This is a genomic window from Allokutzneria sp. A3M-2-11 16 (genome assembly GCF_024213555.1).
Taxonomy (GTDB): Bacteria; Actinomycetota; Actinomycetes; order Mycobacteriales; family Pseudonocardiaceae; genus Allokutzneria.
Window position 1 is genome coordinate 169,763 of record NZ_JANAVO010000007.1, and the last position, 23,877, is coordinate 193,639.

A 23,877-nucleotide genomic window follows, 5' to 3' on the forward strand; every position below is an offset into this window, starting at 1 on the left:
TCGCATCGACGTCGCTGGCACTCGCTGAGCGCCACCGGACAGTCTGTGGCCGGAAAGGAGAACAATGAGCGCTGAGACATCCATTCCGTTGCGCGAAGCGGAATTTTATGTCCTCTGAGGCAGGTCGATAGCGTCGGATTCATGGAGTGGAATTTTCAATCGGCCGACGAGCTTTCGGCTGCTTTGCGTGCCGGTGAAGTGACCTCGGTGGAACTGACCGACGAGGCGATCGCCCGTATCGAGCGCGACGACAAGGTGATCAACGCGATCTGCGTGCCGGACTTCGACCGTGCGCGGGCCGCCGCATGCCGTGCCGACCAGGCTCGCGCCCGCGGCGAGGACCGGCCTCTGCTCGGTATTCCGGTGACGGTCAAGGAGTCCTACAACATCGCCGGGCTGCCCACGACCTGGGGCATGCCGCCGCACCGGAACTACGTGCCGCCCGAGGACGCGGTACAGGTGTCGCGGCTGAAGGCCGCGGGCGCGGTGGTGCTCGGCAAGACCAATGTGCCGTTGGGACCGCAAGACATCCAGAGCTTCAACGAGATCTACGGCACCACCAACAACCCGTGGGATCACGGTCGCACGGCGGGCGGTTCCTCAGGCGGGTCGGCGGCGGCCCTGGCGTGCGGATTCGGCGCGCTGTCCATCGGTTCCGACATCGCGGGCTCGCTGCGCACCCCTGCGCATTTCTGCGGTGTCTACGCACACAAGCCGACACTCGGGCTGGCGGCCAACCGCGGCATGGTCCCGCCGCCCGCGCCCGCATTGCCGGTCGACCTCGACCTCGCCGTCGTCGGGCCGATGGCGCGCACCGCCCGCGACCTCACGCTCCTGCTCGACGTCATGGCCGGGCCGGACCCGTTGACGCTCGGCGTCGCGCACGACGTGAGGCTGCCGCCCGCGCGCCACGAGCGGCTCGGCGATTTCCGGGTCTTGGTCCTCGACGAGCATCCGCTCATTCCGACCGGGTCCGCCGTGCGAGCGGGCGTGAACCGGGTGGCCGCCGCGCTCGTCGACGGCGGCGCCCGCGTCGAACGGCACAGTCCACTGCTGCCCAATCTGACCGAAGCCGCGACGATCTACATGCAGTTGCTGATTTCGGGCTCCGTTGCGCGTTTTCCCATCGAGTCGCACGAGCAGCTGCGGACCCGCGCCGCCGGACTGCGCGCTGACGACCAGAGCCTGGACGCTACTCGGCTGCGCGCCATGGTGTTCAGCCACGGCGACTGGATTGAGGCGAACAACCGCCGCGAGCTCCACCGCCACGGCTGGCGGCAGCTGTTCGCCGAGTTCGACGCCGTCGTGTGCCCGATCACGCCGACGCCCGCGTTCCCGCACGACCACGAACCCAACCTGTTGGAGCGGCGCATCGACATCGACGGCGTCGAGTACCCGTACCTCGACCAGCTCGTCTGGGCCGGCCTGGCCACCATGCCCGGCCTGCCCGCCACCGCCATACCCGCGGGCCGGTCCCCCGAGGGCCTGCCGGTCGGAGTGCAGCTCATCGGTCCAATGTTCGAGGACCGCACTCCGCTGCGGCTGGCCGAACTGCTCGAACAGTAGACCGGTTTTCCTGTCCTCAACGGTGGACGCCGGTCAGAGCTTCGGTGATCGCTTCTGACCAAGTGGCCAGAAACTCCGGGTAGCGATCGGCGAACTCGCGCAACTCGGTTCGTGCCGGCTCGCTCAGCGCGGTGAGTTCGTAGGCGACCTTGACCTCGCTGCCATCGCCGGCCGGTGTCAGTTCGACCTCGACGGTGCCCGCCCAGACTTCCGGGGTGAGCCGGGCGTAGCGGAGCAAGTGGCCGGGTTGCCGCGCGAGGACGACCCACGTCGTCGTCCTTCCGTCGGCGCGCGTCTGGAACACCGTTCCCGGTGCCGTGTCATCTTCGGTCGGTACCGGGAACTCCGGTCGCCATCCCGGCACCCAGCTCTCTTCGCCACGCGGGGTGAACAGCCGGAACGCCTCCGCGGGCGGCAGCGGCACCCGCAGTGCGCCGACGAGGCGGCACTCGGCGCCGGGACTCACCGGGATTCCTTGAGCTTGTGCGTGTCCGCCGCCGACAGCGACATGCCGTACACCGCGCTGAGTTGCCGGATCTTGTCCATCGTCGCCTCCTCAAAGGGCTGCTTGCCCTCGAACGCGTTCAACACGATCCCCTCCAGGAGTTCCCCCAAGGAGATGTCCAAGTACTCGGCCAACCCCTTGAGCACCTTCAACAGGTTCCGCTCCAGCCGGACTCCCGTTTGCGTTCGCTCGACTGTTACCATGGTAACATGGTACACCGATTCGCCAAGAGATGCGCGGCGACGGTGTCCATCGGCAGCGCCGCCACCATCAGCAGGCCCGACGAGCCGTCAGCTCGGGGTACGGGGACAGCCGAGTGCGGCCGGTGGGGTGTTGCCGCAGGTGGCGCCCTCAGCGAACTGCGGAGTCACGATGTAGACGAAGTCGTGGACCCGGTCGCGGGCCAGGCCGTCGAGCACGATCGACTCGCCGATCCGGATCCCGAAACGCATGATCAGGTCCTGGTGCACCGGGAACGCGGTGCCGTCGTTGTTGGCCACGTTGCCGGCCACTTCGAGTGCCCAGGTGTCGCTGCCGATCAGCGCCGGACGGAACTGGGCCAGGTAGCGCGCTTCCCTGAGGTAGATGCCCGGAAGACCCTCGGCTCCGCCCCACCGGGTGATGTCGGCCGGATTCGGTTGCCGGTTGACCCGGTGCAGCAGCTGGTTCCAGCCGGTGCGGAACACGATCGCGTCGCCAGGCTCGAACCGGTGGATGTGGCCGAACTCCATGGCCTGCTTGATGTCCTCGACGGTGATCCGGTAGTTGCTGGCCAGCACCGGCTTGCCGTTGGCTGCTGGCCGGCCGAGCGCCCGGTTGTCCCCCTTGGCCAGTTTGAGGCCGAGGATGTCGAGCAGAACGCCGCGGGTCACGATCGGGCCGGCGTGCTCGGCGCCCAGCTTGGACGTGCCGTAGAGCTGGTCGATGTCCGGGCCGCGGTGGCCGTTGTAGAAGTACTCGCCGTAACCGATGTGGTTCAGGTTGTCGAGCTGCGTACCGATCTGGTAGGTCGTCGAGTACGGCCGGTCGTAGCCCGGAGTCTGGACCGCGGCGAAGCGTTCCTCGTGCAGGCTTAACCGGTTGGTTCCACCGGGGTCGCGGAACTGGACGATCCCACCCTCCGCCTCGAACCGGGGCGAGCGGTAGCCGCCGATGGTCAGCCGTTGCTCGTAGCTGCGCACCGGCGTCGTGATGAACGCCGGGATGCCGTTCCACATCAGCTGGCCGAGGTTGTAGGTCCTGACCTCGCGGGCGCCGAGCACGCCGCGCAGCGCCTTGGCCGTCTTCTCCTCGGTGACCTCGTTGAAGCTGCCGCGCTGGTCGTCGGGTCCGTACGGCCCGGGAACCCAGGCGGCGAGGTTGCCGTAGTCGAAGGGGACGTCGTTGATCCCGCCGCGCGGAGAGCCGTCAGCGGTCGAGGCGCCGGCGGTGCCCACCGTCGCCGCGACCACGCCGGCCTTTCCCGCGAGACCAAGGGCTTCGCGGCGATTCAGGTAGTTCTTCAGCAGCTCCGGATGCATTGTGACTCCCCAATCGGGTGACCCACGGCCGGGTGACGATACGGGCAGCCTACGACGCTCAGGACGTGATCGGCACCACTGCGAAGAGGAACGCGTCCATGTTCTGCACCTTCGGCGTCTCCGTGGACTACGAACTGTTCCTGCTCCCGCATCGCCGAAGAGCACCGGCGACACCATGACCGCGGTCGCGCTCAACCCGCAGCGGGTCATATCGCTGCTCGCGCTCGAAAACCCTTGCTTCCCAACGGCTCAAGTCGGCGCCGAGTCCCTGTGCTCGCTAGGCTGCGCGCGCGTGGAGTACACGGCCCGTCCGTCAGGACATCGGGGCGACGCGGTCTCCGTTGCCGTTCCGGTATGTGCTCCCTGTTGTCCGGTGCTGGCAGAACGGTGTCCCGATGACGTCCTCGTCCGACCCCGCCGATGAGACCGAGTCCGCCGCTGACGGACATCACGAACTGGTCAGCCAGCCGCACACCGATGACGAAGGCACGGTCGCCGAGGCTGAAGCCGAGGCCGCCGAGATCAGCACGCCACACCAACCGCTGGGCCCGTTGGGCAAGCGACTGGACCGCCGGTCGCCGTTCCTGGTCGGCATGGCCGCCGCGGCCGGTGTCGCCGTCACCTACGGGCTGATCCAGCTCGTCATCGGCGCGCAGGAGATCTTGATCCTGCTCGGTCTGGCGCTGTTCCTCGCGATCGGCCTGGAACCGGCCGTGTCGTGGCTGGTCGGGCGGCGCCTGCCGCGCTGGCTGGCGGTCACCACGGTCGTCACCGTCGCGTTGGTCGCCGTCGGCGGCTTCCTCACCGCCGCGATCCCGGTCCTCGTCGACCAGGCGACCGCCCTGGTGACCGCGGCGCCGGAGTACTTCCGCCAGGTCCAGGACCACAGCACGATCCTCGGTCAGCTCAACGAACGCCTCCGCCTGCAGCAGCTCGTCGAAACCGCGTTCAGCGGCGCCGGGCTCACAGGCGTGCTGGGCGCGGGCAAGGCTGTGTTCAACGCCGTCACCAACGTCCTCATCCTGGTCGTGCTCACGATCTACTTCGTCGCCGACCTACCCCGGTTCCGCACCGCCCTGTACCGGCTGATCCCGCGTTCCCGCCGGCCGCGCGCCGTCCTCATCGGTGATGAGATCTTCGCCAAGGTCGGCGGCTACGTCCTGGGCAACCTGGCGGTCTCAGCCATCGCCGGGCTGCTCACACTGATCTGGCTGCTGAGCTTCGGGGTCCCCTACGCCGTGCTGCTGGCCATCACCGTCGCCGTGCTGGACCTGATCCCCATCGTCGGCTCCACCGTCGCCGGAGTGCTGGTCAGCCTCGTCGCGTTCACCGTGTCGCCACCGGTGGGCCTGGCGACCGTCGGATTCGTCGTCGTCTACCGGCTGCTCGAGGACTACCTGCTGATCCCGAAGATCATCGGCTCCGCGGTGAAGGTTCCGGCGCTGGTGACCATCGTCGCCGTCCTGCTCGGCGGCACGCTGCTCGGCATCATCGGCGCCCTGGTCGCGATCCCCGTCGCCGCGGCCGTGCTGCTGCTCGCCGAAGAAGTGCTCTTCCCCCGCCTCGACACAGCCTGACGGCCCGTCGGCCACCAGCCGGTCGCGCAGCCATGCTGTGGCGTCCCGTTGCATGGCGAGGTCGAACTTGTGCGGGCCCGGGTAGAACCGGCCGCTGTAGGCGGTGGCGGCACCTGCCGCTTCGTAGTGCTCGGCGATGCGGTCGTGCGCGGCGCGTGCCCCGGCGAGGGGAAACAAGTGGTCCTGGCGGTTGTACTGCACGAGCAGGGGCGCCGGGGCCTGGCAGGCGGCGAGATCCGGCCAGTCGGCGTGCGAGGCGAAACCGGACGGCAGCACCATCCACGTGTGGTCGATGACGTTGTGGTCGAACAGAGCCTCGTAGCTGCTCATCATTCCGACCACGACGGCGGCGGTCAGCTGGGGAGCGGCGGCGCGCAGCAACGCCGAGCGGCAGCCGCCACCGGAGAGACCGACGCTGCCGGTCCGGTTGGTGGTATCAGGCCGGGACCGCAGGTAGTTCAAGGCGAGGCGGTCCTCCCTGGCCACCACGGCGGCGAAGGTGGTGCCCAACAGAGCGCAGTACTTCTCCAGCAGGTGCTCGTGGTGCCAGGCGGCCGCGTCGTAGAGCTCGGTCTCGGCGGGGTTTCCCGGCGCTGCGGCTGCTCCGGCCGTGAGCTCTCCCAGCCGTTGCACCTGCGGTGGCATCTCGTGCAGCGGGAACCGGCGGCTTCCCCACCCGAACACGTCGGAGACGAGGACGACGAAGCCGGCGCGGGCGAGGTCGTTGGCGATGGCACGGTCCTCGTAGTGACCGGCCCGCAGCGCGGTGACCGCGGCCGGTACGGGGTCGGGGCCGTCGGCGATCTTCTCCTTGCCGTAGTACTTGACACCGTCGTGGCCGTGCAACGCCAGCACTCCCGGCAACGGGCCGCCCGCGTCGGCGGGTTTGAGCACCCACGCCCTCGTGCGGGGGCCGAAGCCCGCGGAGTAGGAAAGCTCTTCCCCGACAAGCCCATCAGCGGCCCAGCGCCGCTCGACGCGCACGTCCGCCGGGAAAGCCTCCTCCCCGAAGGCAGGGATTCGCAGGCTGTCGCGAACCACCTCCCGCACGTGCCGAGGGTCGGGCCGCACGCTCCTGCGCTCCACGATCCCGGTGTGCCGAACCCAATCGCTGTAGCTGCCCAGATGGGCGTAGTGACCAGCCGTCATGCCCCCATCAGTGGATTTCACCGCGCGTTGTAGTAGAGCCAGTTGCCGTTGAACTCGACGAACGAGATCGCACCGTACTGGTCTCCGTTCATGTTCGGAGTGAGGTAGCGGACTTCCTTCACACCGGGCTTCGATCCGTTGTTGGGCGGGGCGAACGTGGCTTGGTCGAGCTTTGCGGCGAGCTCGTGGACCCCGTCACGGATCTTGTCCTGGGAGGCTGTGACCTCCTTGTCGGTGGTGTCCGCGTGGAATCGCCGGACGCAATCGGGATGACCGACGCAGGTCAGCTTCAGCAGTGCGTTTCCGTCACCGGCCTTCGAGGCAGTGGCCACGGACCGCGCGGCTCGCTGCGGAGTGCTGAGGTCGTAGGAAGTCCCGGGTTCGCCGTCGCGGTCGCTGGCCGCGTGGCTGTCGGTGACGCCACGGTCTCCCCCAGCGTGAGCCACCAGCACGGCAACCACGACGGCCACGACGACACCCGCGCCACCGACGATTGCCCACAGCAGCACCGAGCGCGACCGTGCTGGCGAGTACGGGGTGAACTGCTGCTGCGAGTGGTGCGGCGGAACAGTCATGCGGGCTCCCAACGGTCGGTCACCACAGGGTGTCAGGTCGCTGTCATTGGTGTGGGATGGGTACGCCCGCGGCGCGCAGTTTGGCCTCGACGAGCGTGTTCAGCCGTGTCCAGGTCGGTGCGTGATCTTCGAGGTGGTGATTGATCAGCCCGTATCGGGTGACGTCGTCGGGCCGGGGCTGGTAGTCCGTTGGCAAGGCCAGGTGCTCGGGGTTGGCCAGCAGGTTGTCGGCCAGCGCGGACGCGAGGTCGTCGATCCGATGGTCGTCCGGATCCCAGGACCGCGCGTCCCAGCCGCGCTTGGTCAGGTCGACGAACCCGGGGTCGTCGAGCCGGTGTTCGAGCTGGGTCAGGAAGATGTCGAACAGCTCCGGCGCCAGTGCCCTGGCCAGCACCAGGGCTTCCCGTTGGCTGGCCACGTAGTCCGGGTCGAAGCCGAGATCGGTGAGCCGGTCCAGGATCGCGAGAGCGCGGTCGGGCAGTAGGAGCCGGTCGCCCTCGGTGAGCTGTCGCAGTGTGTCGCGCCGGGCGATCAGGTCGGCGATCCGCTCGGTGAGGCGCTGTTCGACGTCGACGAGCCCGGCGGTGAACTGCTCGGTGTCGGCGTCGAGCAGCGGCCTGACCTCGGCCAGTGGTACGCCGGCGGTGGCCAGGGTCCGGACCTGGACCAGCCGCAGCAGGTCGGCCGATCCGTACCGTCGATAGCCGGAGCTGTCGCGTGGTGGTTCGTCGAGCAGCCCGTGCTGGTGGTAGTGCCGCACGGTCTTCACCGTGACCCCGGCGAACGCCGCCGCCTGACCGATCGTGACGCCGCCGGTCGTCGTTCCCGTCGAGGGAGCCATGCGAGGAGTGTGAAGCCTGACCCGAGGTCAAGGTCAACCCGCCCGGCACCCCCGAACGCGCACGGGGGCCGTGGTGCTCGGCCCCCGTCGACTGAGCCTGCTGGGCCCGTCAGGCCAGCCCGCCGCAGAACACCTCGTCGAGGAGGTTGCGCAACGCCTTCGGGTACCCCTCTGCCAGGTCGATTTCGGTGTCTCCGCCGGTGACCGAGGCGGTCAGGGTCTTCCTGCCGTCGGGGGTGCTGTACATCAACGCGCCGTAGCCGATGGTGCTGCCGTTGTGGCGCAGGACGGTGACGCCGCAGCCCGCGTCCTCCACGTACAGCCCGAGGCCGTAGCCGCTCTTCGGGTGCGGCGTGCGCATCTCGGCCAGCAGCGGGGCCGGCAGAAGCTTGCCGCTCATCAGCTCGGAGAAGAACGTGTGGAGATCCTGGGTGGTCGAGATCATGTCACCGGCACCGAAAATCAGGGAGGGGTTCTGGCGAGTGACGTCGACCGTCTTCCACTGGCCAGCGTCCTGGTAGTGGTAGTAGCCGTGGGCGTGCGGGCCGGGGATTCCCGTCCGGGCGCCCGGCACCTCGGTGCCCCGCAACCCGAGCGGCCGCAGGATCCGCCGCTCCATCTCCTCGGCGTAGGAGTGGCTCGGTGCGAACTTCTCGATCAGCAGTGCGGCCAGTGTGTAGTTGGTGTTGGAGTAGTTCCAGTCCCTCCCCGGCTTGAACACCGGCGGCTTGGACAACGCGAACCGGACCAGTTCGTCGGGCTGGTAGGTGTGGAACCGGTTGTCCACCCATTCCTGGCCCGTCGAAGGGAGCCCCGGCATGGCCGTCCCGTTGTAGTAGTCGCCGGTGTGGTTGAACACTCCGCTGGTGTGCGCCAGCAGCATCCGCACCGTGATCTGCCGGTCCAGCCGGAACTCCGGCAGGTAGTCGTCCACCGAAGCGTCCAGGCCGACCTTGCCCTCGGCCACCAGTTGCAGTACTGCTGTCGCGACGAAGGTCTTGGTGTTGCTGCCGATCCGGAACCGTCCGTTCGTCGCCGGCTTCGCGGGCTCGCCCAACTTCCGCACCCCGGCGCTGCCCACCCACTCGCCCCGCTCGTCGTGCACGCGCAGCTGCATCCCGGCGAAACCGATGTCGACGAACGCCTGCATGGCTTCCCGCAACTCCGGGCGCTCCCGCCCGGCAGCCGCTCCCGGCACTGCCGCGTTGGTCGGAGCGGCCACCCCGACCAGCAACGTGACCGCCAGCGCCGTGACCGCGAGCCGAGCCGTGAAAGTGATGTTGTTCCTCATGCGGCCAGGCTTCAGCCTGACCCTGGGGCGGGGTCAACTCCCTCTGCCCGGAGTTCAGCCGTCGGCCAGGACCTCGTCGCCGATCAGCGCGCGGAGCCGGTCGTTGGCCTCTTCGAGCGTGTTCAGGAAGGCGTCGAGCCCGGCCGCGGGCACCGGCCCCAGCGCGTCCTCGGCCAGCTCCGCCCACACGCGTTCGATCTCGGGCACGAGCGCGCGCCCGGCCTCAGTGGCGACGATGCGGACCTGACGGCGGTCCCCGGGCACGGGCTCGCGGCGGAACCAGCCCCCGCCCTCCAACCGCGCGACGCTGCGGGTGGCGGTGGGCGGTTCGATGCCCAGCCGCGCGGCCAGCCGGGAGATCGTCATCCCCTCCGCCTCCCCCGCGAGCAGCCAGAGCAGCACGTCCTGGCCGGGATGCAGCCCCAGCGCGGCGAGCCTGCGGGTCTTGGCCTCGCGGTAGAGCTTGCTCATCTTGTTCAGCGCACGGTTGACGCGCATCGCCTCCGACAGGTCCACACACCCAGCCTACCGATCTGTATAGTCGACTAATAGCTAGCCGACTAACTACCTGGAGGAACCGCATGGACCTGGGACTTCGCGATCGCGTCGTGCTCGTGACCGGCGCGTCCGGTGATATCGGGGCCGCCATCGCCCGCGCCTTCGCCGCCGAGCACGCCACGCTCGCCCTCACCTGGCACACCAACCGCGACCGGGCGGACGCCCTCGTCGAGGAGATCACCGGCGCAGGCGGCCGGGCCGTCGCCGTGCGCGTCGACCAGCGCGACGAGAGCTCCGTCCACCAGGCGATCGCCGACGTCGAACGCGAACTCGGCGAGATCGACGTGCTGGTGGCCAACGCGGTGACGTGGCCGACCGCGCGCACCGACACCAGGGAGACCCTCATCGACGGACTGACCAGCAACGTCGCGGGCACCATGGCCACCATCGAGCGAGCACTGCCCGGAATGCGGCGCGCGGGCTGGGGCCGCGTGGTGGTGATCTCCACCGACATCGTGGAACAGCCCCTGCCCGCGGGCGTGGCCTATCCCGCCGCCAAGGCCGCGCTGGAGTCCGCCGCCCGCGTGCTCGCCACCCGCGAGGCCCGGCACGGCGTGCTGACCAACGTGGTGCGCCCCGGTTTCACCCTCACCGAGCGCGCGCTCACCAGCCCGGGTCTCGGCCAGGAGGCCGTCGACTCGGAGTCCGCGAAGACGCCCACGCTGCGCATCTGCACACCCGAGGACGTCGCCGCCCTCACCGTGTTCCTCGGCTCCGCCGCCAACAGCCACGTCAACGGTGAGGCGGTTTCGGTAGCCGGCGGACGCCACCTCACCCGCTGAAACGAGCGTTCTTCCGTTATGCGCCACGGCATCGGGGCTCTAGCGAAGCGTCAGAGCACCACGACATTGAAACGCCGGCTGCATCAGCCTGCGGCGGCGAACCCAGTCCTCACCGCCGTGAGTGACCGGCAGGCCGTTGCCCAGGAAGGGTCGTGCGTTGTTGTAGATGATCGCGTTCTTGTCGTAGTTCTGGTGGTTTTCTTGCAATACGTGGTGCGCGTGATCCGGATGGGTGATGAATACAATTCGCATTCCGGGCGCACTCGCGGTAGCCAGCCCGTCCGGAAGTGCGGCGATGTCGGTGAACAGCTTGAACGGATCGCGACGAAAACCCTGGACAGTGGCGAGGAAACCGAGTCTCGCAAGTCGTTTCGTGTTTGATGGGGAGGAAGGCATACCCGGCTCACTCGTCCTTTTGGGTGGCTCGGCTGCGAAAACCAGACGCACTGAGATGTCTAGCGGACGAGTCGACTGGACACAATCGCCTGTGTTGATGCTCTTGCTCGCCCGTGTCCCCAAAACAAATTACATCCGCGCCTGATTCAAGCTGCTACCGTGGCGAGCCATGTCAGCCCTTCCGAATACCAGCAGCCGCGTTCAGGAGATTGCGGATCGGCTGGATGTGGTGGATGTCGTGGTCGCTTACGCCACGGCCCTCGACACGAAAGACTGGGCGCTGCTCGGCTCGCTGTTCACCGATGCCGCGATCTTCGAGTTCGCGGGTAGATTCGAACGACAGGAAGGTCCCGCCGCGATCGTCGCGTTGATCAGCGCCGTGCTCGGTCCGCTTGACGCCACCCAGCACATCAACACCAACCACGTGGTCACCGTGCACGGCGACGAGGCCGAGCACACCTGCTACTTCCAGGCCCAGCACGTGCGACGCGGTCTGCCGGGTGGCGAGCAGTTCATCGTCGCGGGCGCCTACGTCGACCGGCTGCGGCGCACACCCGGTGGCTGGCGGTTCGCCCATCGCAGCGTGCGTAAGACCTGGATGCGGGGCAATTCGGAGATCACGGGCCATGTCAGCGTCACGTGACCTGTCGACCGATGAACTGCTGTCCACCACGCGGTCGGTCCGCAGGAGACTGGACTTCGACCGCAAGGTGCCCCGCGAGCTCGTTCGAGAATGCCTGAGCCTCGCATTTCAGGCACCAAGGGCCTTCAATCTCTCCCTGTCCCGGTTCCTGGTAGTGGAGGACGAGGAGAGGAGGAAGGCGCTTGCGGAACTCTACCGCAAAGGCTTCGAAATCTATCGCGATCTGCCGTTCGCGGCGGGCAACCTGGCGACCGGCGATCGGGTTCACGACAAGACTCAACGACGAGTGGCGTCCTCGACCGAATACCTTGCCGAGAATCTCCATCGAGCACCCGTCATGGTTGTGCCGTGCCTCACTGGCTGGCCAGAGGAAAGTCCGTCGAGACCCGGCGTGGCCTCTGCGATGGGGTCGCTGTTACCCGCGGCCTGGAGCTTCTGCCTGGCGGCCAGGTCTCGCAGTCTCGGTACCGCTTGGACAACACTCCACCTGTTCTTCGAGCAGGAGGCCGCAGACATTCTTGACATATCCTACGACACGACTTGGCAAGTCGCGCTGATTCCGGTTGCCTACACAAGGGGTGGAGCGTTCAAGCCAGCAGCACGAGAACCGCTGGACTCGATTGTCACGTTCTACGACTGAACCCGCGGTAGCGGCGACGGCGCGTGCCGTCTCCGTCGACGAACTCGTTGACGGTGCCATCCACGCCAGATCGGAAGGGGCCTACAACGCAGAAAAGCGGACGGTCGCTGTGACCATCCGCCCACCGAGTAGGGCTAGTGCTGGTGTCCGAGGAGCGACTTGCGCACTATCCACCCGCCTCGCCCTCACGGGCCGTGCGTGATACCAGCCGTCCCATAATGATCGATGAGGCCGCCACCCGTCCCGCCGCACAGGACGGGCGGAAAGCCGTCTATCTGCGGATACATCACTGCCACAGGCGGGACAGGTTGCCGCGTAGGCGTCCCACTAGTCACACTTTCGGCTACAGAGCGGTGATTCGGTGGCGGCTTGACCGGTGCATGTCTCGGACCCGTCAGAGGTCACAGTCGCACGGCAGCGAGGAGCTGGGAGTAGGCCACCAGCGGTCGTACTCCCCCTCCGACACAACGGCCATCACTCGGGCGGGACGACCACAATCGATCACCCTGACAACTACCTGAAAGACGAGGTGTCTCAGCATCCTCGACGCTCAAGCTCCTGCTGGTGTGCGAGACTCTTAGGAGATTGTCCCCGCGCGGCAATGGCTAATTGTGGCGTATACCGCCAGCGCATAATCACCCCTATTTCCATACTTCACCATTCCCACCGGAAGCCCACGACTGTTTCTTCGATAAAGGGTACGTATTGCCGCACGGCATTTCCCTGGAAGTTCACTCTCTCCTCCCAGATTCTTCCTCCGTCAATCTGGTCATCCCAAATGCACCACCAAGCAGCTTGCGGTACCCTGCCCTCAAACTCTATTGCCAGATCAACATTTTCAGATCGGGCAAATGCTGCTCGACGCACCTCGGTCGGACGAACCGTGCCGGGAATGAAGTTGGCCTGATACTCAAGCGCGGTTGTTTCCGCCTTCAGGAGCGGTTTGTCAAGAACTATTTCCGCGCTCGACAATCCGTCGCCATATGCGAAGCTTTGCCCAACACGGCCGCCATGGATTACCTTAATGCAGGAGGCTTGCGGCTCATGATTAAAGATATAAATATCTACGCCATCCTGTACTGCGCGAATAGTGTGCAATGTGCGCCTGCCGACCAAAGAGCCATCCATGGCGATAGCGTACCGCTCAAATAGACTAACGGTCCGATGGCACTGATTCCTCACCATTGCCCGCCTGCGTCGCAAGGTGTGCGAGATTCCAGTCCTTGAATTTTCTTGACCAGAGAAGATCTCAAATAGGCGATCTTTGTCATTTTCGTCCATATTGAATGCGGCTATAAGCCATCCGAGCGTCTGCGCGGAAAGTGCCGTACCGGTCAGGGCACGCGATACTCGGTCTTTCAGTTGACGTGCAACGGCGCTTTCAAACTCGCCTCGTTCACCACTATCGACCAAGTAGGATTCCACAACCCTGGCAACTGCGGCTTGGCTCAGCTCGCTTCGCCTTCTTTCAGCCTTGGTGCGCCAGTGCCGCCGGTACCGAGGATCGTGGGTAAGCAGATCTCGAAGGAGTGCGCAAGTTGCCGAGATGTTTCGGTCGGGCTGCGTCAATACAGTCACCTCCAAGGTCCTTCAGAGATCGTAGTGGGCCGGTAGCATGCTTGCTCCCTCGAAAGAGTGATGAACGTAGGTCACTAGCTGCGAAGATACAGTCCCTGGCCTTCGGAAGTCCCGCGGTGCGACATAAGCGCGACAGATCTGTTGTGAGATCGGATCCACGCGTCGGAGGTAGACGTACAGCACTGGACAGTTGGAGGAACCACCTTGACGGGACCCGATGGCTACGTTGCCGAGCTAGTCGAACATGTGATCGAAGAGACTCCTGAACGGCAGGCGAGCGAGCAGGATGGACTAACGGGGGAAGTGCAAGAGCGTAACGCACGCTTTGCAGAGTTGCAGGCAATGGAGAGCGCGTATGCCGCGCTCGCTTTGCTGGACCATGAAGCTCGCAATAGGGCTTTTAAATGGTTGGCGGATGCACTGGATTTCACAGGTAATGCAGAGAGTGTTCCAATTGTGCCGAGGGTGGAGGCTGCAGCCGCCAGCGGAGCGGCAGTGCTGCCTCCGGGCCAGGACTCTCCTGACCCAAAGGAATTCATCGGCCAAAAGAAGCCCCAGTCCGCCGTTGAACGTGTTGCCTGCCTTGCTTATTATCTGGCCCATTATCGGGATGTCCAACACTTCAGGGCGCCCGACATCGTCGCATTGAACACGGAGGCTGCATCTCACAAGTTCGCCAACCCATCGCGGGATGTAGACAATGCAGATCGAAAGAATGGATATATCGTCTCGGCGGGAAACGGAGCGAAGCAGATTACTGTTCGCGGCGAGGCGCTAGTTGTAGCACTACCTGACCGAGAAGCGGTTAAGCTGGTTCTGCAGGAACATGCCTACCGACCGAAGCGGCCCTCGACCGCAGGGAAGAAAACGACAGCATCGACCAAGGATTAAGACATGAGTGAATCTACGGTCGCAGTACTAGAAGCTGCTTATGATAAATCACTTGTAAAGGAAATTCTTGCCGCATACGAGCAGGCAAAGCAAAACTACTATCTTGGCGGGCATCGCCTAAGCGCGGTCGAGGGCGGACGATTCTGTGAGGCGGCGTACCGCATCCTAGAGTTCGTCACGACGGCGAAATTTACCCCAATCGGTGATATTCTAGACACCGAACGAGTGGCCAAGCGGTTGTCTGGCCTGCCTGGCGCAAGCTACTCGAAGTCTTTGCGCATTTACATTCCGCGAGCCTTGCGTGTTGTTTACGATATTCGCAACAGTAGGGATGCGGCTCACCTGGGCGACGGCATAGATCCAAATCTGCAAGACGCGACCCTTGTCGTGTCAGTGTTGGACTGGGTTCTCGCGGAGTTTATTAGGCTGAGTGGCTCCGCATCCGCCGATGTTGCGCAAAGACTAGTTGAGAATCTAGTAACTCGAAAGCTTCCGGTGGTACAGGACTTTGGGAGCTTCCCAAAGATTCTGCGCACGGACCTTCGGGCAGGTGACTACGTCCTCGTCTTGCTTTATCACGTCGGCCCAGAAGGTGCTCGAACGTCGGAACTGCAGCAATGGGTGCCAAGTCACATGAGGGCAAACCTCCGGCGCACGTTGCGCACCTTGGAATCAAAGGCACTCATTCATCGGCATAATGAAAATTCCCTGATCACCTACCTGGGACAAAAGCGCGTGGAAGTCGAGCGCTTGTTGGATCCCGACAAAGGGGCACTGGGTAGCGATTAACGGAATCCAATGAGCGAATTTCTTCGTGAAGCTATTCAGTATTAGATACTGCGCATGGTCGTGTTCGCGCTGTTTCACGCAGTCTGTGCCTCTTCTAGAGGGTGTTGGGGCTGCGCGAATACGACATCGCAACGGGTAGGACGACAGACGTTCCGCTATTGCTAGTTAGACCTGCGGTAGCGGCGCTGGTCCATGAGTGCTATCAGTTCGTCGTTCGCTGCGTCGTTTTCGGCGTCCACATTGGACATAAACAACGCGAACAGTGCCTGTGCGACGCTCGCCTGACTGCGGATCACCGGCTCGACAGGAGTGCAGGCGGGCTTGGGTGGACTGCCGCTCATCGTGCACCGTCCGAAGGCGCGCGCAGGGCGCCGAGGCAGTCTGCGCACGGTCGGCCGGATGGGGCTGCCATGGGCATCGGCTCGACGAGGTGTCTGCACAGAGCGAGGTAGCGCCCGGCTTGCTGGCCCTTATGGAATGCCGCGTCGGTGACGTGGTGTTCCTGGCCGTCGTATCCGCACGTGATCGGATTGGCGTAGATCCGGTGCTCCACCGGGCGGGAAGTCGTCGAGCGTCGTCGGCGAGGGATCGCGCGAACTGCGTCGATCAGAGCCCATGCGCCGGTTACGAAAGTGACGAGGGCGAGTGGGGCCAAAGCCCACCATCGGACTTGTGTCACGGAAACCCCCGCGTGGAGTGGGTGTCCGGCGGCGCGTCGAGGGGCGGAACGGTGCGCCGCCGGACAATCAAGGGACCGCGTGAAGGCGGCTCGTGTCAGACTGAAATCAAGCTTCGATCAGCGCTTGGTCAGCTGGAACGACCTGTGGGCGACTTGGCGACGACATGCGGCGACCTGGGACGGGGGCAACCGATGCGGACGTTTCGCACCGTGCTGGAGCAGAAGATCTGGGAACGGCGGCTGACGCTGGAGGAGTTCGCCGAGTACGCCGAGGTGTTCGCTCGCGAGCACAAGGAGCCCGGAACGCTTGGCGTCCGTCATCTGCAACGGCTGATCGCGGGGCGCAAGCCGTCCGGCGAGCCCCTCGGGTCGATCAAGCCGGTGACTGCTCGGCTGCTGGAGCGGATCTTCGACACGAGCGTCGACGAGTTGCTTGCCGAACCGCGACGAGCGACCGCGGAGAGAACCGTTCCGGTTCGTGCCTCGCGGGAGCGCGCGGAATCGGACCTCGCGGTCGCGCTCGACTGGCTTGACGAACGCGCCGGATGGTCACCGGGGACGAGCCGGAGGAAGGTCAACGGGCGGCTCGCGGAACTCGACGAGGGGAAGCTGCTCGACCGGAGTGTGCGGCGCGCGAGTGTGAGCCGGACGAAGCTCGCGCGGGCGCTGGTCGACTACTACGGCGGCGGCATCGCGGAGTACGCGCCGTACCGGATACGTTGCGGGGAAAGGGAAATCGCGACGAGCGTGCTGACTCGCGCTGACTGGCTCGACTTGGCCCAGCCGCTGTTCTCAGGTGGTGATCGGTTGGCGTTCACCGATCGTCAGTTCGAGGCTCGGCCCCGCCTCGACGAGGTGGGAGCAGCGGCGGCCGTGTCGCGGCTCGCAGAGTCGGCCGTGCTTGGCGTGCGGATCACTAACTCGCCGCTCTACCGGCTCTTAGACGTCAACGTCGGTCCCGCGATCGAAGGGACGGTCGGGCTTGTCCCGTTCGTCGAGTACGCGCTGACTATGGATCTGCTTGAAGGCGAGCTTGTCGACGCCGTTGTTGGCGGAGCCGAGGTGAGGCGGGGAAGCCTGCCGCTCAGGGACAAGTACTTGAGTGACTTGGCGTCCGCGCTCGACGTGTCGAGCCGGGTGTGCGCTGGCGGAGTGCTCGCCCTGTGCGCCATCGCTCGACCAAGCGATCCGTTCCGGGGCGGGCGGGACTACGCGCTCCTTGTGCCAGAACGGTCTGGCCACGTGCTCAACGCGGCACGTCGACTCGCGGTGATCCCGAAGGGCTTCCACGAGCCGCTGACTGACCTGCGCGCCGACGCGCAGTTGGCTGCGACGCTGCGACGGGAAATGGAAGAGGAGCTGTTCGGTCGCGAGGACATCGACAGCACCGCTGCCGGAGATCAGGCGGCCGTGCCGATGCACCTGAGCCGGATGTCCGAGCCGATGCGGTGGCTCATGGACAAGTCCGGTCGCTTGCGCGTGGAGTGCACTGGATTCGGGCTGAATCTGATCAGCGGAAACTACGAGTTCGCCAGCCTGATCGTCATTGATGACGAAGAGTTCTGGGCACGGTACGGCGGCGAGATTGAAGCGAACTGGGAAACGGCTGGATTGCGGCTGTACTCCAGCCTTGACGGTGAGCTGATCAGCGATCTCGTGTCGCAGGAAAACTGGAGCAACGAGGGTTTGTTCGCGTTTCTTCAGGGGCTGTGGCGACTGAGCGCGATTGGTGACGAGCGTGTGAATTTGCCCCGCATCGACGTCATGTTTGGGACGGCCAACGGACGGTGATGACCACCGAGTCGGCGAGTGCTTCCCAGGAGTGGTCGACGCCCGGTCCCCACATCACGTAGTCGCCTTGGCGCGTCAGCGAGGCGCTTCCCTCGGTGAGGTCGACGCGGAAGTTGCCCTGTACCAACAGAGCCATCGTCGTGCGCTGGTCGTCAGCGGTCCACTGTGTACGCTTGTCGCCCGCCGGGTGAACGCCCCACTTCACTTCGACGTCCTTCGACGAGCGCACGTCCTCGGGCGGGTCGATGAAGTGTCCGACCACCCAGCCGCGGTTCCCGCTTCCCTCATCGGCAGCGTTTCCGATGTGCCAGTTCGCGGTCACCGTATCTCCCATTCAATCTCTGGCAGGTTCACGCGGTGTCCGCCGATCTCGCGCAGACGTCGAAGTCCTTGGAGAAACGCGAACAACCCCTCGTTGCTCCAGGCTACATCACCGACGAGTTCCTCTAGAAGGTCGGCGTCGAGGCTCGAATACTGGTGGAGCATCGAGGACTCCCAGTTGGCTTTCACCTGCCCGCCGAAACGGTTCCAGAATTCCTCGTCGTCAATGACGACCAGGCCAGCGAACTCGAAGTTACCGCTGACGAGGTTGAGGCCGAAGCCGGTGCACTCCATGCGGAGCCTGCCCGGTTCCTCCATGAGCCATCGCATCGGCTCGGACAGCCGACTCGGGTGCATGGGGTCGGCGTGGCGCTGGTCGCCGAGGGTGCTGTCGATGTCGTCGCGGCCGAACAGCTCCTCTTCCATCTCGCGGCGCAGCGTCGCGCCCAACTGCGCGCCAGCTCGCAGGTCGTTCAGCGGCTCGTGGAAGCCCTTCGGGATCACCGCGAGTCGGCGGGCGGCGTTGAGCACGCTCCCCGAGCGCTCCTGGACCAGGAGCAGGTAGTCGGCTTCGCCGTGGAATGCCCTTGCGGGGCGGGCAATTGCGGTCAGCGCGAGCGCACCGCCCGAGCAGAGGCGACCAGAGACGCCGAGGACCGACGCGAGGTTCGGCAGATAGCGATCACGGAGCGGCAGCGAACCCGGTTGTGTCGACGCGCCGGAGCTGAGCGCGTCGATCAGCTCCCCTTCGAGCAGGTCCATCGTGACCGCGTACTCGACGAACCGCGTCACGCCGACTGATCCGGCGACGAGCTGCTTGCCGACGCCGATGTGGAGCAGCCGATACAGCGGCGTGTCCACGAGGCGGATTCCGAGTGCCAGCGTCTCCGCCAAGCGCTGAGCAGCCTGCCGCGCGGTCTCGTCATTCAGCGAGAGCCCGCTTTGGGGCGTCGTGCTGGTGAGCCTGAGCCGGTCGTGCTTCGCAGTCAGCGGACAGTCGAGGTCCAGCCAGTCCGGGTGCGTGAGAACGCTCGTCGTGACGTCGGTGTCCGAGCCGAAGTGCGCGCCGTAGCGGCCGTGGCTTTCCCTTGTGCCGCAGTAGTAATCGCCGAGCGCCTGAGCGATGCGACGTTGATCCACGCGTCCTCGGCGGACGCCTCGGTCGTGCAGGTCGCGAACATCCAACTGGGCGAGCCGTGCCGCGACTTCTCGCCGGGCAGTTCCCGGTTCCCAGCGGGCTTTCTCGTCCAACCAGTCGAGCGCGGCGGCCATGTTCGGGTCCGAGCTGAGCCGCCGCTCGGCGTCAGCCGCCGCACCTTCGGGCACCTGCGCAGGCGAGTCCTGCGTGAGCTCGGCGAACCGCTCCTGGACGGACGCGGACGCCTGCTCAAGCGCCGTGTCCAAGAGCTGCTGCATTTCCGACTTCGGGCGAAGGCTCGGCTTCTGATGCCATGCGGCGACGGTTCGCGAACCGATGCCCAGGCGCTCGGCGAACGTCTCGTTGCTCAGCCGAAGCGCCTTCTGCAACGCGCAGGCCGTTTCGCCGGTCCAACCGTTGGCCAAGCTCACGCTGCCACCAGCCGACCTGCGCTGGATGTGCGGTGAATGTGCATCGACGATGCATGGGACTGGACGCTGATTCGCAGTGGAATTATCGACATGAAGAACAGCCGATTCCACAAGGAACAGCTACCCGTTCTTGCGGACATGCTCAATCACCGTCGACAGATCCGACTTGAGTTCGCTGAGTCGCTCGGTGATGTCACTCAGGCGGTCCTCGAAGGTGTCGAGGCGCGACCACAAGGTGTCGGTCGGGTCCGTGACCGGCTCGTCGAAGTTCGGCGGTTTGCGGCCGTGGAGCACGGCTTCGAGGTGCTGCGGGTGCCAGCCGAGTGCCGTGGACAGCGACTCCAGCGTCCGCGGACTCCGTCGGCGCTCGACGGTGTGGTGCTGGACCTCGCGCACGATGGCTTGCGAAACGTGCGAGCGTTCCGCGAGTTCTCGTTGACGCCAACCAAGCGCGTTCACGCGCTCGTTGATGGCCTTGGCGACTGCCGCCCAATCCTCCGACACGTATTCCTCCGCGCTCCGCCTCAGCGCTGAGATTAGCTGCCTTCCGCTCTCGCGTGGCGTGACACGGCGCTTCTCGTGTCGGTCGCGGACAAACGCGCCCTCGTTGGCGCTGAAATCATCAGCATATTGCTGAAATCATCAATTCTTCTTGAAGGGCCTTTCTCATGCGCACTTCTCTGTCAAACGCCCATTACTCCGTTCGCGAAACCGCTTGGCTGCTCGGCGTTGCGCCCTCCACCGTCTCCCGCGCCATTCGGCTCGGCACGGTGCACGTCGTCTGGCGGCACGGGCGCCCCGTCATCCCGGCGCACGTGCTCGCTCGACTTCTCGGCGAGCCCAGCTCCGGGGGTATGCCTTGACGGACGCGGACCTCTGGCTGATCGGCATCGCTTGGCGGCTCGACCGCCTGCAGTGGGTGCCGACCGACGTACTCAATGACCTTGTCCAACGCGACGGCTCGTGCATGTGGCAGTCCGCCGATGGACTGCTTGACGAAGAACTGACTGACCGAGGTCTCGCGGCGAGGTTGTGCGTGGGCTGCCCGGTTCAGGACGAGTGCTTGGAACTGGAACTGCGGACCGCCGGTGAAGACACGGTCGGTGTGTGGGGCGCACTGTCCGATGAGGACAGGCGCGACCTTCATTGGCACTGGCTTCAGCGCGGTGAACGGTGGTCGAAGCCATGAACGCGACTCAGATCATGGCTTGCCTGGGCCTGCTCCTCGTGCTCGTTCTCGTCTGGCGAGCGGGTGCGCGCCGAGCGAAAGCCGGTGCTAAGCGGAGCGGCGTTCGCCTGCTGTCGCTCGCGGGTCGGGTGTCGTTCAACGCGGCGTTCATAGTCGGTGCGCAGTGGGTGGTGATCACCTACGGCGGCAACGGGTGGTTGCTCTTGGTGGTTCTCGCCGTGCCTGCCCTGTTCGCGGCCTACGCGGTGACCAAGGCGCTGACTGTGACCGCCTACGAGGTGCCGCGCCGCCGAGGTGAGCGGCGATGAGCGAGCCGATCGAACGTGTGGCGACGCAGGTGGACCGGTTGTGCTGGGCCGGAATCCTGCTCGGACTCGCGTTCACCATGACCAACGTTCAGCAGTTCGCGGCGGCTGGTGCTCCGGCGTGGTTGCTCGACCCGATGGTGTCGCTGGTGCTGCTCGCGGTCCTGCGCGCCGAGCAGGTCACCGCCCGGCACGGCGTTCACATGGGCGGCTGGGTGCGCGGCGCGAAGTGGTTCACGCTCGCGGCGACCTACGTCATGAACACCTGGAGCGCGTTCACGGCCGGTTCGGCGGCGTTGGTGGTGCTGCACTCCGTTCCGCCGTTGGTCGTGTTCGTTGCTGCCGAGGCGGTCACGGAGCTGCGGGACAAGCTCGGCGCTGCCGTCGTGAACGCCGTGCCGAAGACCCCGTGAACGTCCTTTGCGGACTACCTCGCAATGGCTAAGGCGGCACGCACACCGGGTGTGGCGGTGACGCCCGCGTGGGTCCGTGAGGTGACCGGGTGTTCGCGCGGATTGTCGTCGCGGCTCGCTGCGGCGCTCGTCAAGAACAGGGGCCGTTCATTAACGGTGACCTGGTTCCCGTGTACGACGGCGAGTTGGTCGAGCAGCCGAAGCTCGTGCAGCGGTTGGAGAACGGCTGGCGGCGCTCGCGAGTGATCCCGCCCGCGTTGAAATCTCGCCAAGCTCGGAAGGACGCGCTCGCATGGTTGGTTCGGATGCCCGCGCGGTTCTTCGGTGCGGTGTGTCGAGGCGCTGTCGTCGTGGTCCGAGCGTGGCGACGGTGGGTACGAGTGCACGACTACCGGGAGGCGGCGGAGCAGTCCGAGAAGCTGGCGGACAAGTTCGTCGAGATCCGTGAGCTGACGCTGTTCCGGTGGAAGGTGACCGGCGTTGTCGCGCTGGTCGCATCGGCGGCGCTCACCGTCACATACGTGCTCTACGGCGGGCAGGCACTGTCGCCGGCGGCGGGAGTCGCGTCGGTGGCGCTGGCTGTTGCTGGACGGCGGAAGGATGGTTCGCCTGGACGGAAGGCGGTGCTCGCTGGTCCGCGCACGCTGACGTGGACGATGGACCCGCAGGTGCTCGTTGATGCGTTCCGGGACGTGAAGCTGATCGGGAAGGACGAGACCCTTCGGCTCGTCGAGCGTGCCGCGCGCGTTGGCGACGGATGGTCGGTGACCGTCGACCTTCCGGCGACGCGCAAGGCGGCCGACGTGATCAAGAATCGGGATGCGCTCGCCGTCGGCCCTGGCGGTCGATGAGGTTCAACTCATCGTCGAGCGCGTCCGTGGTCGCGGTGGGCACGCCGGGCGAGTGTTTCTGTGGGTGGCGGACGAAGACCCATACGCCGGTCCGTCCTTGCGGACTCCGCTGCTCGAAGTGGAGCAGTGGGACGCCTGGCGGCCGGTGCCGTTCGGTCGCGACGCGCGCAATCGGCGGATGGACCTTCCGTTGGTGTGGACCTCGCTGCTTGTGGGCGCGATTCCTAGGCAGGGCAAGACGTTCGCGACCCGACTTGCTGCCTCTGGGGTGGTGCTGGACCCATACGCACGGCTGTACGTGTTCGACGGCAAGGGCGGGAAGGACTGGGAAGCCGCGGAGCGTATCGCTTACCGATTCGTATGCGGTGACGAACTCGAACACATCAGGACGGTGTGCGGGTATCTCGTGGAACTGGTGGCAGAGGTTCAATCTCGGTATGCGCGAATGTCTACTTTGGACGATGAGGTCTGCCCGGAGTCGAAGATCACCCCGACGATCTCGCGGGATGTCGACCTTGGGATGCCGATCACCGCCGTGATCATCGACGAGGTTCAGGTCTTCCTACAGAACCCGGCACGCGAACAGGTCGGCGGCAAGAAGACCACGCTCGGCGCGTACGTCGCGGACCTGCTGACGTACTTGGTGCGCAAGGGACCTGCGGCCGGAGTGGTGGTCGTCCTTGCCACGCAGCGGCCAGACTCCAACACCATCCCGTCGCGGTTGCGGGCGGTGCTCGGCTCGCGGTTCGCGCTGCGGGTGATGGATTGGCGGGACTCCAACATCGTGCTCGGCGAGCAGATGAACACGCGCGGGTACGACGCTTCGACGCTGCTGCCGAGCCACAAGGGAGTCGGCATCCTGCGGCCGGACGGCGAGACGGCAGGGGCGGACTTGCTCGCCATGACCGTGCGGACGTACTACATGCCGAACGTCGATTGGCGGGCAATCTGCGCTCGCGGTCGAGCGCTTCGCGAAGCCGCTGGAACGCTCGGCGGTCACGCGGTTGGCGACGTTACTGCGAACGCGGTCGACTCGGCGGCGGTGGTCAAGGCGCTTGGCGCTGGCAGTCGGATCGAGCTGCCCGAACCGCTGGCGTCAGTCATCAGCTATCTCGGCGACGAGCTGGACGAGCGCGAGTTCGTGCCGACAGCGGAGCTGGTCCACGCGCTGGACGTCGAGTCGACTGCCTTTGGGCGCGAGATGGGCGAGCTGGGCTGTCGGCCGCTGCGGCAGTACGTGCCCGACGGCGACAGTACGCGGCGGGTGCGCGGCTGCCTCACTGCGGACCTCCGAGCGGCTATCGCTGATGAAATCGGCTCTTCGGATGTCGAGCAGTCATGAACACTAACCGCGACGAGGAGGTTCGTGTTCCCGCCTCACCTCCCGTGCTTACTACTCGTAGCAGCCGTATTCTGCTTGCCATACTGGTCGAGCTGACCGAGGTGAAGGTCCTGGAC

General features: G+C 65.6%; 23 protein-coding genes and 2 pseudogenes. 13 read left to right on the plus strand and 12 right to left on the minus strand.

The window, feature by feature from the left end; genetic code table 11:
* Window positions 1–141: 141 nt before the first annotated feature.
* On the plus strand, window positions 142–1,566 hold the full coding sequence (locus tag NLX83_RS29610) for an amidase (RefSeq protein ID WP_254238503.1): 1,425 nt from the start codon (window positions 142–144) through the stop codon (window positions 1,564–1,566).
* 16 nt (window positions 1,567–1,582) lie between these two features.
* On the opposite strand, the gene NLX83_RS29615 is transcribed toward NLX83_RS29610, so the two are convergent.
* The 3 genes from NLX83_RS29615 to NLX83_RS29625 form a co-directional block, all read right to left on the minus strand.
* Window positions 1,583–2,032: an SRPBCC family protein gene (locus NLX83_RS29615; protein ID WP_254238504.1), complete on the minus strand. Its 450-nt coding sequence runs from the start codon at window positions 2,030–2,032 to the stop codon at window positions 1,583–1,585.
* The gene (locus NLX83_RS29620; protein ID WP_254238505.1) at window positions 2,029–2,274 is read right to left on the minus strand and encodes a hypothetical protein; all 246 of its coding nucleotides are present in this window, start codon (window positions 2,272–2,274) and stop codon (window positions 2,029–2,031) included. The genes NLX83_RS29615 and NLX83_RS29620 overlap by 4 nt, the downstream gene beginning before the upstream one ends.
* A gap of 87 nt (window positions 2,275–2,361) precedes the next feature.
* Window positions 2,362–3,591, minus strand: a complete 1,230-nt coding sequence (locus NLX83_RS29625; protein WP_254238506.1) for a cyclase family protein — start codon at window positions 3,589–3,591, stop codon at window positions 2,362–2,364.
* 32 nt (window positions 3,592–3,623) lie between these two features.
* Here NLX83_RS29625 and NLX83_RS29630 point away from each other — a divergent pair, with 32 nt between their 5' ends.
* Both NLX83_RS29630 and NLX83_RS29635 read left to right on the plus strand, forming a co-directional pair.
* A complete protein-coding gene (locus NLX83_RS29630; protein ID WP_254238507.1) occupies window positions 3,624–3,770 on the plus strand; it encodes a hypothetical protein in 147 nt (48 codons plus the stop codon).
* Between the two features lie 216 nt (window positions 3,771–3,986).
* The gene (locus NLX83_RS29635) at window positions 3,987–5,168 is read left to right on the plus strand and encodes an AI-2E family transporter (RefSeq protein ID WP_254238508.1); all 1,182 of its coding nucleotides are present in this window, start codon (window positions 3,987–3,989) and stop codon (window positions 5,166–5,168) included.
* A gap of 1,166 nt (window positions 5,169–6,334) precedes the next feature.
* Here the strand turns inward: NLX83_RS29635 and NLX83_RS29640 are convergent.
* From NLX83_RS29640 to NLX83_RS29655, 4 genes are all read right to left on the minus strand, one after another.
* Window positions 6,335–6,892 carry a hypothetical protein gene (locus tag NLX83_RS29640; protein ID WP_254238509.1) on the minus strand — a complete coding sequence of 186 codons (558 nt, stop codon included), beginning with the start codon at window positions 6,890–6,892 and terminating at the stop codon, window positions 6,335–6,337.
* A gap of 43 nt (window positions 6,893–6,935) precedes the next feature.
* Window positions 6,936–7,733, minus strand: coding sequence for a MerR family transcriptional regulator (locus NLX83_RS29645; RefSeq protein ID WP_254238510.1), 798 nt, complete (start codon window positions 7,731–7,733; stop codon window positions 6,936–6,938).
* Window positions 7,734–7,842: 109 nt separating this feature from the next.
* Entirely contained in the window at window positions 7,843–9,024 is a 1,182-nt protein-coding gene (locus tag NLX83_RS29650; RefSeq protein WP_254238511.1) for a serine hydrolase domain-containing protein, read from the minus strand.
* Between the two features lie 54 nt (window positions 9,025–9,078).
* Window positions 9,079–9,540 carry a MarR family winged helix-turn-helix transcriptional regulator gene (locus tag NLX83_RS29655; RefSeq protein ID WP_254238512.1) on the minus strand — a complete coding sequence of 154 codons (462 nt, stop codon included), beginning with the start codon at window positions 9,538–9,540 and terminating at the stop codon, window positions 9,079–9,081.
* Between the two features lie 65 nt (window positions 9,541–9,605).
* Between NLX83_RS29655 and NLX83_RS29660 the strand changes: the two genes are divergently transcribed.
* Window positions 9,606–10,364, plus strand: coding sequence for an SDR family NAD(P)-dependent oxidoreductase (locus NLX83_RS29660; protein ID WP_254238513.1), 759 nt, complete (start codon window positions 9,606–9,608; stop codon window positions 10,362–10,364).
* 39 nt (window positions 10,365–10,403) lie between these two features.
* Here the strand turns inward: NLX83_RS29660 and NLX83_RS29665 are convergent, their stop codons facing one another.
* A complete protein-coding gene (locus NLX83_RS29665) occupies window positions 10,404–10,760 on the minus strand; it encodes a cytochrome P450 (RefSeq protein ID WP_254238514.1) in 357 nt (118 codons plus the stop codon).
* Between the two features lie 169 nt (window positions 10,761–10,929).
* On the opposite strand from NLX83_RS29665, the gene NLX83_RS29670 reads away from it, so the two are divergent.
* Together NLX83_RS29670 and NLX83_RS29675 are read left to right on the plus strand one after the other, a co-directional pair.
* Window positions 10,930–11,403, plus strand: coding sequence for a nuclear transport factor 2 family protein (locus NLX83_RS29670; protein WP_254238515.1), 474 nt, complete (start codon window positions 10,930–10,932; stop codon window positions 11,401–11,403).
* On the plus strand, window positions 11,387–12,043 hold the full coding sequence (locus NLX83_RS29675) for a nitroreductase family protein (protein ID WP_254238516.1): 657 nt from the start codon (window positions 11,387–11,389) through the stop codon (window positions 12,041–12,043). Before NLX83_RS29670 ends, NLX83_RS29675 begins: the two co-directional genes overlap by 17 nt.
* A gap of 654 nt (window positions 12,044–12,697) precedes the next feature.
* Here NLX83_RS29675 and NLX83_RS29680 read toward each other — a convergent pair.
* Window positions 12,698–13,612 (minus strand): hypothetical protein, encoded by a 915-nt coding sequence (locus NLX83_RS29680; RefSeq protein WP_254238517.1) that lies wholly within the window; start codon window positions 13,610–13,612, stop codon window positions 12,698–12,700.
* 213 nt (window positions 13,613–13,825) lie between these two features.
* On the opposite strand from NLX83_RS29680, the gene NLX83_RS29685 reads away from it, so the two are divergent.
* The 3 genes from NLX83_RS29685 to NLX83_RS29695 all read left to right on the plus strand — a co-directional run bounded on the left by NLX83_RS29685 (window position 13,826) and on the right by NLX83_RS29695 (window position 17,771).
* A complete protein-coding gene (locus NLX83_RS29685) occupies window positions 13,826–14,512 on the plus strand; it encodes a hypothetical protein (RefSeq protein ID WP_254238518.1) in 687 nt (228 codons plus the stop codon).
* Between the two features lie 3 nt (window positions 14,513–14,515).
* Entirely contained in the window at window positions 14,516–15,301 is a 786-nt protein-coding gene (locus NLX83_RS29690; RefSeq protein ID WP_254238519.1) for a winged helix-turn-helix transcriptional regulator, read from the plus strand.
* Window positions 15,302–16,190: 889 nt separating this feature from the next.
* Window positions 16,191–17,771, plus strand: coding sequence for a transcriptional regulator (locus NLX83_RS29695; protein WP_254238520.1), 1,581 nt, complete (start codon window positions 16,191–16,193; stop codon window positions 17,769–17,771).
* Here NLX83_RS29695 and NLX83_RS29700 read toward each other — a convergent pair.
* The 3 genes from NLX83_RS29700 to NLX83_RS29710 all read right to left on the minus strand — a co-directional run bounded on the left by NLX83_RS29700 (window position 17,743) and on the right by NLX83_RS29710 (window position 20,165).
* On the minus strand, window positions 17,743–18,093 hold the full coding sequence (locus NLX83_RS29700; protein WP_254238521.1) for a signal peptidase I: 351 nt from the start codon (window positions 18,091–18,093) through the stop codon (window positions 17,743–17,745). The two genes, NLX83_RS29695 and NLX83_RS29700, sit on opposite strands and share 29 nt — an antisense overlap.
* The gene (locus NLX83_RS29705; protein ID WP_254238522.1) at window positions 18,090–19,661 is read right to left on the minus strand and encodes a transcriptional regulator; all 1,572 of its coding nucleotides are present in this window, start codon (window positions 19,659–19,661) and stop codon (window positions 18,090–18,092) included. Before NLX83_RS29705 ends, NLX83_RS29700 begins: the two co-directional genes overlap by 4 nt.
* Before the next feature lie 120 nt (window positions 19,662–19,781).
* Complete coding sequence (locus NLX83_RS29710; RefSeq protein ID WP_254238523.1) at window positions 19,782–20,165, minus strand: helix-turn-helix domain-containing protein; 384 nt, start codon at window positions 20,163–20,165, stop codon at window positions 19,782–19,784.
* Window positions 20,166–20,520: 355 nt separating this feature from the next.
* On the opposite strand from NLX83_RS29710, the gene NLX83_RS29715 reads away from it, so the two are divergent.
* The 4 genes and pseudogenes from NLX83_RS29715 (at window position 20,521) to NLX83_RS29730 (ending at window position 23,761) form a co-directional block, all read left to right on the plus strand.
* A complete protein-coding gene (locus NLX83_RS29715) occupies window positions 20,521–20,850 on the plus strand; it encodes a WhiB family transcriptional regulator (protein WP_254238524.1) in 330 nt (109 codons plus the stop codon).
* The gene (locus NLX83_RS29720; RefSeq protein WP_254238525.1) at window positions 20,847–21,158 is read left to right on the plus strand and encodes a hypothetical protein; all 312 of its coding nucleotides are present in this window, start codon (window positions 20,847–20,849) and stop codon (window positions 21,156–21,158) included. The genes NLX83_RS29715 and NLX83_RS29720 overlap by 4 nt, the downstream gene beginning before the upstream one ends.
* An 8-nt stretch (window positions 21,159–21,166) precedes the next feature.
* Window positions 21,167–21,814: pseudogene (locus tag NLX83_RS29725) on the plus strand (hypothetical protein); the annotation flags it as partial.
* A pseudogene (locus NLX83_RS29730) lies at window positions 21,718–23,761 on the plus strand (cell division protein FtsK). The pseudogenes NLX83_RS29725 and NLX83_RS29730, both read left to right, overlap by 97 nt.
* Window positions 23,762–23,877 lie beyond the last annotated feature (116 nt).

Coding starts and splice junctions, on each gene's coding strand:
- NLX83_RS29610 (WP_254238503.1), top strand. CDS start 142: ATGGAGTGGAATTTTCAATCGGCCGACGAGCTTTCGGCTGCTTTGCGT.
- NLX83_RS29620 (WP_254238505.1), bottom strand. CDS start 2,274: ATGGTAACAGTCGAGCGAACGCAAACGGGAGTCCGGCTGGAGCGGAAC.
- NLX83_RS29625 (WP_254238506.1), bottom strand. CDS start 3,591: ATGCATCCGGAGCTGCTGAAGAACTACCTGAATCGCCGCGAAGCCCTT.
- NLX83_RS29635 (WP_254238508.1), top strand. CDS start 3,987: ATGACGTCCTCGTCCGACCCCGCCGATGAGACCGAGTCCGCCGCTGAC.
- NLX83_RS29640 (WP_254238509.1), bottom strand. CDS start 6,892: ATGACTGTTCCGCCGCACCACTCGCAGCAGCAGTTCACCCCGTACTCG.
- NLX83_RS29645 (WP_254238510.1), bottom strand. CDS start 7,733: ATGGCTCCCTCGACGGGAACGACGACCGGCGGCGTCACGATCGGTCAG.
- NLX83_RS29650 (WP_254238511.1), bottom strand. CDS start 9,024: ATGAGGAACAACATCACTTTCACGGCTCGGCTCGCGGTCACGGCGCTG.
- NLX83_RS29660 (WP_254238513.1), top strand. CDS start 9,606: ATGGACCTGGGACTTCGCGATCGCGTCGTGCTCGTGACCGGCGCGTCC.
- NLX83_RS29665 (WP_254238514.1), bottom strand. CDS start 10,760: ATGCCTTCCTCCCCATCAAACACGAAACGACTTGCGAGACTCGGTTTC.
- NLX83_RS29670 (WP_254238515.1), top strand. CDS start 10,930: ATGTCAGCCCTTCCGAATACCAGCAGCCGCGTTCAGGAGATTGCGGAT.
- NLX83_RS29675 (WP_254238516.1), top strand. CDS start 11,387: ATGTCAGCGTCACGTGACCTGTCGACCGATGAACTGCTGTCCACCACG.
- NLX83_RS29690 (WP_254238519.1), top strand. CDS start 14,516: ATGAGTGAATCTACGGTCGCAGTACTAGAAGCTGCTTATGATAAATCA.
- NLX83_RS29720 (WP_254238525.1), top strand. CDS start 20,847: ATGAACGCGACTCAGATCATGGCTTGCCTGGGCCTGCTCCTCGTGCTC.